The sequence below is a fragment of the Nisaea sp. genome (assembly GCF_017640745.1).
GTDB lineage: Bacteria > Pseudomonadota > Alphaproteobacteria > Thalassobaculales > Thalassobaculaceae > Nisaea.
Map to the genome: position 1 here is coordinate 59,187 of NZ_JAEPQA010000026.1, position 10,901 is coordinate 70,087.

The 10,901-nt window shown below is 61.5% G+C and carries 10 protein-coding genes and 1 pseudogene; 4 read left to right on the forward strand and 7 right to left on the reverse strand.

What is annotated here, in order from left to right; all coding sequences use genetic code 11:
• Nucleotides 1-19: 19 nt before the first annotated feature.
• Nucleotides 20-652 (forward strand): cob(I)yrinic acid a,c-diamide adenosyltransferase, encoded by a 633-nt coding sequence (cobO, locus tag JJ959_RS17010; protein WP_292886247.1) that lies wholly within the window; start codon nucleotides 20-22, stop codon nucleotides 650-652.
• A 21-nt stretch (nucleotides 653-673) separates the two neighbouring features.
• On the opposite strand, the gene JJ959_RS17015 is transcribed toward cobO, so the two are convergent.
• From JJ959_RS17015 to JJ959_RS17030, 4 genes are read right to left on the reverse strand one after another with little or no spacing between them, the layout of a single operon-like run.
• Entirely contained in the window at nucleotides 674-1,891 is a 1,218-nt protein-coding gene (locus JJ959_RS17015; protein ID WP_292886251.1) for an adenylate/guanylate cyclase domain-containing protein, read from the reverse strand.
• 45 nt (nucleotides 1,892-1,936) lie between these two features.
• Nucleotides 1,937-2,965 (reverse strand): N-acetylneuraminate synthase, encoded by a 1,029-nt coding sequence (gene neuB / locus JJ959_RS17020; protein ID WP_292886254.1) that lies wholly within the window; start codon nucleotides 2,963-2,965, stop codon nucleotides 1,937-1,939.
• A gap of 6 nt (nucleotides 2,966-2,971) precedes the next feature.
• On the reverse strand, nucleotides 2,972-3,625 hold the full coding sequence (locus JJ959_RS17025) for an acetyltransferase (RefSeq protein ID WP_292886257.1): 654 nt from the start codon (nucleotides 3,623-3,625) through the stop codon (nucleotides 2,972-2,974).
• A 34-nt stretch (nucleotides 3,626-3,659) separates the two neighbouring features.
• Nucleotides 3,660-4,559: a sugar nucleotide-binding protein gene (locus JJ959_RS17030; protein WP_292886260.1), complete on the reverse strand. Its 900-nt coding sequence runs from the start codon at nucleotides 4,557-4,559 to the stop codon at nucleotides 3,660-3,662.
• A 260-nt stretch (nucleotides 4,560-4,819) separates the two neighbouring features.
• On the opposite strand from JJ959_RS17030, the gene JJ959_RS17035 reads away from it, so the two are divergent.
• From JJ959_RS17035 to hisH, 3 genes are read left to right on the forward strand one after another with little or no spacing between them, the layout of a single operon-like run.
• The gene (locus JJ959_RS17035; RefSeq protein ID WP_292886263.1) at nucleotides 4,820-6,142 is read left to right on the forward strand and encodes an N-acetyl sugar amidotransferase; all 1,323 of its coding nucleotides are present in this window, start codon (nucleotides 4,820-4,822) and stop codon (nucleotides 6,140-6,142) included.
• 25 nt (nucleotides 6,143-6,167) lie between these two features.
• Nucleotides 6,168-6,938, forward strand: coding sequence for an imidazole glycerol phosphate synthase subunit HisF (locus JJ959_RS17040; protein ID WP_292886266.1), 771 nt, complete (start codon nucleotides 6,168-6,170; stop codon nucleotides 6,936-6,938).
• Complete coding sequence (hisH, locus tag JJ959_RS17045) at nucleotides 6,935-7,576, forward strand: imidazole glycerol phosphate synthase subunit HisH (protein ID WP_292886269.1); 642 nt, start codon at nucleotides 6,935-6,937, stop codon at nucleotides 7,574-7,576. Before JJ959_RS17040 ends, hisH begins: the two co-directional genes overlap by 4 nt.
• A gap of 31 nt (nucleotides 7,577-7,607) precedes the next feature.
• Here the strand turns inward: hisH and JJ959_RS17050 are convergent, their stop codons facing one another.
• The 3 genes and pseudogenes from JJ959_RS17050 to JJ959_RS17060 all read right to left on the reverse strand — a co-directional run.
• Nucleotides 7,608-8,951: a surface carbohydrate biosynthesis protein gene (locus tag JJ959_RS17050; protein ID WP_292886272.1), complete on the reverse strand. Its 1,344-nt coding sequence runs from the start codon at nucleotides 8,949-8,951 to the stop codon at nucleotides 7,608-7,610.
• Nucleotides 8,952-9,154: 203 nt separating this feature from the next.
• Nucleotides 9,155-10,498 (reverse strand): surface carbohydrate biosynthesis protein, encoded by a 1,344-nt coding sequence (locus JJ959_RS17055; RefSeq protein ID WP_292886275.1) that lies wholly within the window; start codon nucleotides 10,496-10,498, stop codon nucleotides 9,155-9,157.
• Nucleotides 10,499-10,589: 91 nt separating this feature from the next.
• Nucleotides 10,590-10,901: pseudogene (locus JJ959_RS17060) on the reverse strand (SDR family NAD-dependent epimerase/dehydratase); the annotation flags it as partial.

The following is a 10,901-nucleotide window of genomic DNA, read 5'->3' on the forward strand; positions in this document are numbered from 1 at the left end:
GGGACGAGGGAGAGAGAGCATGAGCGACGAGATCCAGGACACCGAGATCGACCCGGAAAAGGCCGCCCGTCACGCCGAGAAGATGGCGAAGAAGAAGGCCGCCCGGAACAAGATCATGGCGACCAAGACCGAGACAGGCGGGCTGCTGATCGTCCATACCGGCAAGGGCAAGGGCAAGAGCACGGCCGCCTTCGGCATGGTCTGCCGCGCCATCGGCCACGGCATGAATGTCGGCGTCGTGCAGTTCGTCAAAGGCAAGTGGGAAACCGGCGAACGCAAGATCCTCGAGGCCTTCGCCGACCAGGTCTTCATCCGCACCATGGGCGAGGGCTTCACCTGGGACACCCAGGACCTCAACCGGGACATCGCCGCCGCCCGCGCCGCCTGGGAACAGGCGAAGGAGCTGATGGCCGACCCGAAGATCAACATGGTGCTGCTGGACGAGCTCAACATCGTCCTGCGCTACGACTACCTGCCGCTGGAAGAGGTACTGGAGACGCTGAGGAACAAGCGCCCGGACCTGCATGTCATCGTCACCGGCCGCAACGCCAAGGAAGAGCTGATCGAGGCCGCCCATCTCGTCACCGAGATGACGCAGATCAAGCATCCCTTCCGCTCCGGCTTCAAGGCACAGGCCGGGATCGAGTTCTAGACCGGAGGCCGCCGCTCCGGCTCACGCCGGCACATAGATCGCGTGGTTTCCCGGCAGGCCGCGCAAGCTGAAATCGCCAAGATGGCGGGCGCCCTGCTCAAGTCCGTCGACAAAGCTTTCCGACATCAGGATCGGCTCGCCCAAGCTTCGGCACTTGGCGCCGAGCCGGGCGGCGAGATTGACGTCCTTGCCGATCACCGTGAAATCGAGCCGCTCGCCGGAGCCGACATTGCCGAAGGCGACATCGCCGTGATGCAGGGCGATGCCCGCCCTGACCTCAACATCGGAGCCCCAGCGCGAGGTGTCGAGCGCATCCAGGCAGGCCTGACCCTCGATCGCGGCCTCGAGCGCGCCGCCCCGGCACATGTGGCACGCGCCGCGCCCGCTCGCGTCCTGGAAGATCGCCAGCACGCCGTCGCCGGTGAATTTCAGCACCTCGCCGCCGCGCGCCAGGATCGGCGGGATGATGCAGTCGTAATAGGCGTCGAGAAGCTCGACCGTCTGGAGGTCTCCGAGCCGGTCGGAGAGCAGGGTGAAATTGCGCATGTCGGCGACCAGGATCGCCGCCTGCATCCGGTTCACCGTGCCGCGCCGGACCTCGCCCGCGAGGATGCGCCCGCCCGGCTCGCGGCCGACATACATCGCCAGCACGTCGTCCATGCTGCGGTAGATGGTCATGAGTTCGAGGACGATCTTTGCCGTCGGCATGACTTCGCGGAGGAGCGCCATGTCGCGCTTCGTGAAACCCTCTGGTTCGCGGCTGGCGAAGGTGAGCGCGTTCTGCATTCCGTTGGCGAAGATGACCGGCACGCAGACATAGTCCGTATAGCCGAGCGCCAGCAGGTCCTTCAGGATCGGGAACTCGGCCGCGCTCCTGTCGTCGATCCGCCGGTGCAGCCAGCTCTTGGTCTCGTGCACGAGGCGGAGCGGGCTTTCCTGATAGATACGTGCATTGCCCGGCGCGTAGTGCCAGGGCTTCACCTCGGTCTGCTGTCCCATGCGCCATTCGCAATGCACGCCTTCCTTGATCGCGTGCAGCGCCATCAGGATCGCGGTGCCGCGCTCGACGGGCACGCCGGCCAGCGCGAGGCGGTGGCAGAACTCGCCCCATAGCGTGCCGAGATCGAGTTGATTGCGTGATGCCTGCAGAAGCCAGTCCGCGATCTCGCGGGCGGTCAGGGAATCCTCGACCGGGAGGATCGAGGACGGGGCGGAAAGCGGCTGCGTTTTCGTCGGCATCCGCCGGAAATAGGGTGCCGCGGCGCCCGGCGCAAGTGCTGCCGGTCAGGCCAGGTCGGAAAGCTCGATGATCGTTCCCGCCGGAATGGTGTGCGCCGCGCGTCTGCCGACGATCGTTTCCGCCTTCGCGGGAGGGATCCCGGTTCCGGGGCGCAGGAAGGCGAGATCCTCCATGGCGATCTCCGCACCCGCCGCGATCTCGCGCCGCGAGGCGACACTCCGGCGGGCGACCAGCGCCACCTTCCGCTCCGCGGCCGTCGGCTGTTTCAGGCCGCTGCCGATGGCGGATTCGGTGATGCGGATATTTTCCACCATCCGCTTCAGCGCCGCCGGATCGAGCGAGGCCTTGTGATCCGGGCCCGGCAGGGAGGTGTCGATGGTGAAGTGCTTTTCGATGATACACGCGCCACGGGCGACGGCGGCGATCGTCACGGTGTCGCCGAGCGTATGGTCGGACCACCCGACCGGCAGGCCGAAGGCCTCGCGGAGCGTATCCATGGCGGCGAGATTGGCGTCCGCGGGATCGGCGGGGTAGTCGCTGACGCAGTGGAGCAGCGAAATCTCCGCCGCTCCGCTCTCCTCCAGCCAGGAAAGCGCCTGACGTACTTCCTCCAGGTCGGCCATGCCGGTCGACATGATGACCGGCAGACCGGCCGCGCCGACAGCACGGACCAGTTCGGGATTGGTGATCTCGCCGGAGGGAATCTTCAGGCGCCGGACGTCGAGAGAGAGAAGATGCGCGAGGCTTTCGGGATCGAAGGCTGTCGACATGAATTCGATACCCCTCGCGGCCGAAAGTTCGGAGAGTTCGGCGAAGGCCTTGAGGGACAATTCGAGCTCTGCCAGCATGTCGAGCTGCGAACGGTCGCTGCCGGTATTGGCTTTCTGGTAGTCCGCCATGGGTGCATTGGCGGCGACCAGGCCACCGGCGGAGAATGTCTGGAACTTGACGGCATCGGCCCCCGCGTCTGCTGCGATCTCGACCAGTTGCCGGGCGAGCGCGAGATCGCCGTTATGGTTCACGCCGGCTTCGGCAATGACGAAGGTACGGCGGCCATCAGATCCTTGGGTCATTCGAACTCACAGTACCGTTTCGCCGGGCACACGATTGCGGACAAAGCTTGCCGGAATCCCGGCCCAGAATTCACCGGCTCCGGCATCCTCTTTCAAGAAACCGCCGCCGCCAAGGACCGCCCCGTCCCCGAGCGTCCGGCCATGGGAGACCGAGGCACCGATGCCGATATAAGCACCGCTACCGATACTGCATCCGCCACCGACCGTCACCCCGGGAGCAAGCCCAGCGCCACGGCCGAGCACGCAGTCATGATCGAGAATTGCTCCTGTGTTGAGGACACAAAAATCACCGATCTCGCTTCCCGCATTGACGCAAACACCAGGCATCAAAACGCTGCCCTCACCGATCGTCACATCCGGCGCCACGATAGCCGACGGAGCAACTATGGCCGGGAAAAGGGAAAAACCAGCGGACTCGAAACGTGCCACCGCGGCCGCGCGATGCAGCCATTCGCCGAGTCCGAATACCACCGCTTCGCCGGCACCCGATGCGAGAAACGCTTCCTCGGCCACGACCGGCCGGTCGAGAAACCGGGTGCCCTCCGCCGGCGCGCGGTCGATGAAGGAGGCGATCTCGAAATGGCCGCCAGCCGCTATCATGGAGGCGATGACCTTCGCGTGCCCTCCGCAGCCGACGATATGGACCGGTGTCCGCGACATGCCCGTACCTCTCTGATCCCTCAACACTCTCGCTCTACGCGGCGGCCTCCATATCGTCAAGAATGCGCCGCAGTCCCTCGCGATAGGTCGGATAGGCGAGTTCGACCCCGAGCTCCGTCTTGATCCGGCTCGTGTCCAGCCGCTTGCACTCGGCATAGAAGGACCGCGCCATCGGGGAAAGTTCCGCGCTGTCATAGGGAATCGGTACCGGCGGCTCCATGCTCAGCAGTTCGGCCGCGTAGCGGATGACGTCCCCGCTCGCGCAGGCCTCGTCGTCGGCAACGTTGTAACTCCGCCCGTGCGCCGGACGCGCCATCGAGGCCATCAGGATCGTGCCGATATCGTCGACATGGATCCGATTGAAGACCTGACCCGGCTTGTCGATGATCCGCGCCGTGCCCGCGCGGAGCTGCTCGAGGGCGTTCCGCCCTGGCCCGTAGATCCCGGAAAGACGGAAGACCTGCACCGAAACGCCGGTCCCGTCGAAGGCCGACACCCAGGCCCGCTCGGCCGCCAGACGCCTCTTGCCGCGCACCGAGCCAGGGTTCGGCTGCTCGTCTTCATGAACAGTCGCACCCTGCCGGTCCCCGTAGACCGCGGGGGTGGAGAGATAGCCGACCCATTTCAGGTTCGGAAGCGCGCGCAGATCGGCCTCGTGGAAACGGAGGATCGGGTCGCCATACTCTCCCGGCGGGATCGAAGCGACGATGTGGGTGACGTCCGCAAGAAGCTGAGCAGCCCGCTCCATGGGAGCAAGCCCCGTGAAAGCGTGCACCGGAATGCTGTCGGCATCTTGGACCGACCGGTCGATGTGCCGCCGCGTCCCCGCGACCGTCCAGGACCGCTCCCGGAGCCGACGGGCAAGGCGTGCGCAGGTAAACCCGAGCCCGAAGCAGAACAATGAGCCTTTCGGCAAGGAGTTGAACTCGTTCATCCAGCCCAGCATTCCGCAAACCTTGTCGCACCTATAGAAAATCCGGATCACCCAAGGGAAATCCGAAATGCCGTTACTGCCTAGCCGGGAGGCGAGAGAGACACAAGGTCACAAAGCTTAAGCACCGCATTCGGACTCTGGGAGACCCCGCACGGAATTGGCTTCCCACGGCGGGAAACCGGATAAAATTTCTTGATCCGACGTGTGGCAAACGTGGTAGGACACAGGCTTCCTGCGCCTCCGGACAATGCAAGGCTTTCATGTTCAAGTATCCTGCGCACGCCGATATCGATTTCTCGAAATTCGCGCCCGAAAATCCTGACTTACAGACACGTTACGGTCTGCCCCAGGACGTGCAGTTCTGCACCCGCTGCGTGATCTCCAACCAGCGCCCAAATTCGAGCGTCGAGTTCAAGCACACGAAAGAGAGCCAGAAGCAGACCATTGCGCTCGACGAAGAGGGCGTCTGCGACGCCTGCCGCGTCGCCGAACAGAAACACGGCACGATCGACTGGGATGCGCGCGAGCAGGAACTGATTGCGCTCTGCGACGAGTACCGCAGCAAGGACGGTAAATATGACTGCCTTCTGCCCGGCTCCGGCGGCAAGGACAGTTTCTACGCGGCCCATATCCTGAAAACCAAGTACGGCATGCATCCGCTCACCGTGACCTGGGCGCCGCACATCCATACCGACTGGGGCTGGAAGAATTTCGAGGCTTGGATCCATGCCGGCTTCGACAATTACCTTTGCACCCCGAACGGCCGGGTGCACCGGCTGCTGACGCGGCTCGCGGTGGAAAACCTCTACCACCCTTTCCAGCCCTTCATTCTCGGGCAGAAGAACCTGGCGCCGAAGCTGGCCGAACAGTTCGACATTCCGCTGGTGTTCTATGGCGAGAACGAGGCCGAGTACGGCAATCCGAAGACGGACGTGGTCTCGCCGATCCGCTCGAACACCTATTACGCCTCGAAGGATTTCGACAACATCTATCTCGGCGGCGTCTCGCTGACCGAGCTGCAGGAGGATTTCGGGCTCGAGGAGCAAGATTTCATCCCCTATATGCCCGCAGATCCGGACCGGCTTGAGGATGTCGGGGTCTCGGTGCACTATCTCGGCTATTACCTGAAGTGGCATCCACAGAGCGCATATTACTACGCCGTCGAGCATGGCGGTTTCCAAGCCTCACCGGAACGCACGCCGGGCACCTACAGCAAGTACAACAGCATCGACGACAAGATCGACGACCTGCACTATTTCTGCACCCACGTGAAGTTCGGCATCGGCCGGGCGACGTACGACGCCGCACAGGAAATCCGCTCCCGCGATATCCTGCGCGAGGAGGGCGTGGCGCTGGTCAAACGCTTCGATGGCGAATACCCGGATCGTTTCGAAGCGGACAATTTCGCCTATATGAGCATTCCAGAGAAAGACTTCCCGGTCGCGTCGAAGAATTTCGAGCAGAAGGAAATGACCAAGGAGTATTTCCTGCATCTCGCGGACCGTTTCCGCTCGCCGCATCTCTGGCAGCGCGCGGAGGACGGATCCTGGTCCCTGCGTCGCACAGTTTGGCAGCAGAACTGACCTCGGAAGAACGGAAACAGCCGCCGTGCGTCCCATCCGCCTCATAGCGCGCCTGGACATCAAGGGCCCGAACCTGATCAAGGGGATCCATCTCGAGGGTCTCAGGGTCATCGGCGACCCGCAGCTCTATGCCCAGCGCTATTACGAGCAGGGGATCGACGAGATCATCTACATGGACTCGGTCGCCAGCCTCTACGGGCGCAACAACCTGACCGAAATCCTTGAGCATACCGCGCGCCACGTCTTCGTGCCGATCACTGTCGGCGGCGGCGTGCGCTCCGTCGAGGATGCCCGTAAGCTGCTCCGCTCGGGGGCGGACAAGGTGGCGATCAACACGGCGGCGATCGCTCGCCCGCCGCTCCTGAAGGAGATCGCCGAGGAGTTCGGCAGCCAGGCGGTCGTGCTATCCGTGGAGGCAAAGCGCCTCGGGAAAGGCGGCTGGGAAGCTTATACGGACAACGGGCGGGAACATACCGGACGCGACGCAATCGAGTGGATCGGAGAGGCCGAGGAACTCGGTGCGGGGGAACTGCTGCTAACCTCGATCGACCAGGAAGGGACTCGCAAGGGCTTTGACATCGATCTAGTGCGCAGCGTCGCGGACCGTGTCAGCATTCCGGTCATCGCCTCCGGCGGCATGGGTTCGGTCGACGACCTGGCGAAGGCGGTGAGCCTCGGCCATGCAGACGCGATCGCGATGGCGGATATCTTGCACTACGACCGGATGACCGTCGCCGAGATCAGAGACCAGGCCCTCGCCCTTGAGATTCCGATCCGGGAGATCGCAGAGCCATGAGCAGCCCGAAGGTAACGGTGCTCGATTTCGGGATCGGCAACCTCTTCAGCGTCTGCCGCGCCGTCGAGCAATGCGGCGCAGATGTCGAGCTTGTCGATACCTGCCCACGCGCCGAACAGGTGGAAAGGCTGATCCTGCCCGGCGTCGGCGCCTTCGCCAAATGCCTTGAGGCCATGCGGCGCTACGGCGCGGTCGACCTGGCGCGGGAAATTGCGGAGACCGGCCGCCCCATGCTCGGAATCTGCGTCGGTATGCAGGCGCTCTTCGAGATCGGGGAGGAGTTCGGCGAGCACCCAGGCATCGGATTAATCCCAGGCCGCGTCCAAAAACTCGCGCCGACACCAGGCGAGAACGCTTTCAAACTTCCGCATATCGGCTGGGCACCGCTGGAACGTCCGTCGCCTGACAGATGGGAGGGGACCCCGCTAAGGTCGGTCTCGCCAGGCGAGTATGCCTATTTCGTGCATAGCTATCACGGTATTCCAGTGCACTCCTCTGCCATCCTCGCGACCACACATTACGGCTCAACAACCGTTACTGCCGCAGTCGCACATGAGAACGTGACCGGTGTGCAGTTTCATCCGGAACGGAGCGGGCCGGTCGGCCTCCGGATTCTGAAACAGTTCATCGCGGGATGAGAGAACGGGCGCGTCCTGTCACATTGGAGCCTCAATCGGTCGGCGTAACGAGAAACAGTGAGTCACCGATCTTCTCAGCTTCCGCCTTCAGCCCGAGGCCGGTCGCTTTTAAAATATTCGACACGCGCAATCTAAACTCCCTTACGTCCAGGTCGATCTTCTTGCGCTGATATTCGGTACGCCGGAAACCATATTTCAGCCGCGTGCCTTCCCGGAAAATGCTGCCGCCGACCGGATCGGGAGCAATCTGTTCTATGCCGTGGAATATCCCGCCCGTCGCCAGGCGCTCGTCCAGACCGGAAATGTGTTTGCGCAGAATTGCGCCCTTCTCAGCATGAATGGAGGCGACGAAGGCTTCACGATCCGCAATTCCTGCGGCAACGGCTTCGAACAGGCCCGTGAGATCGCGGTATACCGGCGTAACCAGATTGGAGAGAAAGATCGACTCGACCCAATTGGTGAAAGATGCGTAGGCGGCGACCGGGACGCCGAGCACCATCGCCTCTGTCCCGGTGGTGCATGTATTGTGGATGAAGAAATCGGCGGCCAGCATCCAAGGAACGGCGGAGCCTTCGAAAACCACGTGGATGCGCTCTTCACCGGCCATGGCCTCCTGCCAGGTCGTGATGTTCTCCGCCGGATGCGGGCGCAGCACGATCCGGTGCTCGGGAAATCGGTCTCGAAGCGCCCGGATCATGACCTGGAAGGCATCCATGTTCTTAGCTTCCAGCTCTAAGAAATCCTTGAAGAACTTGGCATCTTCCGGGTCGTTGCGGTAGGCGTAGCCGACCCTCTCGCAGGTGTCGATGAACTTCTCGGGGGCGCCGTAAACCGTGTTCGCGAAGCCGAAGTTCGTATTGATCAGGATATAGCGGCCGTACCGTTCCCGGTATTGCGCGGCATCCCCCTCGAATGCCCGGGTGAATTGCTTCCGCAGGAGATCGAACCGGGGATTGCCGGTAATCACGAACCGCTCTTGATGATCCGGGAAAGCCTCCCGATAGATATCGTGCTGATTCTGGCCCTGCTGAAAGAACCTGTCGATCAGCGGCAGGGACTCCTCGGATACTTCCTTCAGCACGAAGCGCTTGGCGGCGATTGCGGTGACTTCCTCGTCTATCGCGGCAACCCGGTGTCCGTATTTGTGCGCCAATCCCATCCAGTTTGCCTGAATTCTGTTCAGGCCTTTAAAGAACACAACCCCAGGCGTGAGATTGTAGAGGTTATGGACCATCAGCCACTGCTGGCCGATCACCACGCGATACCCCTGATTGACCGCAGCCACGAGAAGAAGCAATCGCGCATTCAGCTCGCGTGCGGATTCTTCGATCGGCAGATAAAGATGTTTGTAGCTCCGCGGAGATTCACTGCTCACGTCAATTGCCTGTCAGACCCAGTCCCAGAATCAAATGCCTCGGCGGACTGGCCGCCGGACCACGGCCGGAGGTTTATCAAAATTCAATCCAATAAGTCTCGGAAATACTCACGGGTCTAAGCCACGACAAAAAACGCGCTTGCGAATCGGGAATTATCCGAAGGCGATGGCAATTTACCAAGGGGTTTCCGCACCGCCGCTGCCTAGTCGACCGGGGCAATGACGAAGAGCGAGTCGCCGATCTTTTCAGCTTTCGCTATGAATCCAAGTCCCGTTGCTTTCAGCAGATTGGTGATACGCTTGTTCAGTTCAGCAGTATCGAGATCGATCTTCTTGCGCTGGTAGTCGGTTCTCCGCACCTGCGTAGTCAGACCGGTTCCGTTCCGGAAAAGACTTCCAGATACTCGCTCTATCGGAAGCTGATCGATGCCGCGGAAGATTCCGGACATGGCATACCGGTCGTCCAGACCTGAAATGTGCGAACGGAGCATTTCGCCCTTCTCTGAATGCATGGCGGCAACGAACGCCTCACGATCTGCTATCCCGGCGGCGACGGCTCCGAAAAGGTCCTCCATATCCCGGTACACAGGTGTCACCAGATTGGACAGGAAGATCGATTCGACCCAGTTGGTGAACGGCGCATAGGCTGCGACCGGGACACCGAGCACCATGGCCTCGGTTCCTGTCGTACAGGTGTTGTGCACGAAAAAATCGGCCCCCAGCATCCAGGGAACAGCCGAGCCTTCAAACACGACGTTTATGCGCTCCTCGCCCTGAAGCTCATTCCGCCAAGCAGTTACATTCTCGGCGGGATGCGGCCGCAAAATAATCTGATGTCCCGGGAATCGGTCTCGGAGCCCCCGGATCATACGCTTGAAGCCTGCGAGATTTTCCGTCTCCAGCTGAAGGAAGTCCCGGAGAAATTTCTTGTCCTCCGGATCGTTGTGGTCGACGTACCCGACCTCCCCGCAAATGCGCTCGAAGTCCGCCGGCTGTCCCCATGCGGTGTTCACATATCCAAAGTTCGTATTGATCAGGATGTAGCGGCCATAGCGCTCACGATACTGCGTGGCATCGGACACGAACGCTTCGGTGAACTCTTTCCGCAGCAGATCGAACCTTGGGTTTCCCGTGATCTCGAAACGATTCTTGTGCTCCGGAAAGGCCCGCTCATAGATCTCGTACTGATTGGGACCCTGGAGGAAAAACCGGTCGACCAAAGGCAAGGACTCCGGCCAAACTTCTTTCAGGACGAATCGTTCGGCAGCAATTGCCGTCACCTCTTCGTCGATCGCGACGACCTTGTGCCCATACTTCTTTGCGATCCTCATCCAGTTGCACTGAATTCGGTTTGTCCCTTTGAAGAACACCACGCCGGGCGCAAGGTTGTATAGATTGTGGGCCAATAGCCATTGCTGACCGATGACGACACGATAGCCTTTGCTGATCGCCACGATAACGAGCAGAAGACGGGCATTCAGCTCCCGCGCGGATTCCTCGATCGGCAGATAGAGATGTTTGTAGCTCTGATGAGAATCACTGCTCACGTCGATTTCCTGCCAGATTGCGGCTGTTCTCGAACCTGAACCGGAAAGCCGGTATGATGGCCCGGATCCGCGGAAGGTCCGCGTCTCGGTCTTACGTCATTCCGAGGCGCTTGATGCGGCGGACGTTATAATAGAAATCGTCCGTCATGGGGTCCGGCAGCCTGCCGGCCTTGAAGGCCTTTACCAGATCGCGCACCGCATCCTCGATCGAATGCTGCGGCCGGAAGCCGAGCTTCTCCGCGATCTTGTCCGAATTGATGTGATAGGAGCGGTTGTCGTCGCTCGGCGTCGTGACGATCTCGATATCGCCGAGCTCCGGCAGCTCCTCCTCGATCACCTTCTTCACGATCTTCGCGATGCTCATGATCGACTGGTTCTGGTAGCCCGCATTGAAGGTCTCGCC

What these genes read in the sequence shown, in the direction of transcription:
- cobO (WP_292886247.1), top strand. Translation starts at nt 20, where the DNA reads ATGAGCGACGAGATCCAGGACACCGAGATCGACCCGGAAAAGGCCGCC.
- JJ959_RS17015 (WP_292886251.1), bottom strand. Translation starts at nt 1,891, where the DNA reads ATGCCGACGAAAACGCAGCCGCTTTCCGCCCCGTCCTCGATCCTCCCG.
- neuB (WP_292886254.1), bottom strand. Translation starts at nt 2,965, where the DNA reads ATGACCCAAGGATCTGATGGCCGCCGTACCTTCGTCATTGCCGAAGCC.
- JJ959_RS17025 (WP_292886257.1), bottom strand. Translation starts at nt 3,625, where the DNA reads ATGTCGCGGACACCGGTCCATATCGTCGGCTGCGGAGGGCACGCGAAG.
- JJ959_RS17030 (WP_292886260.1), bottom strand. Translation starts at nt 4,559, where the DNA reads ATGAACGAGTTCAACTCCTTGCCGAAAGGCTCATTGTTCTGCTTCGGG.
- JJ959_RS17035 (WP_292886263.1), top strand. Translation starts at nt 4,820, where the DNA reads ATGTTCAAGTATCCTGCGCACGCCGATATCGATTTCTCGAAATTCGCG.
- hisH (WP_292886269.1), top strand. Translation starts at nt 6,935, where the DNA reads ATGAGCAGCCCGAAGGTAACGGTGCTCGATTTCGGGATCGGCAACCTC.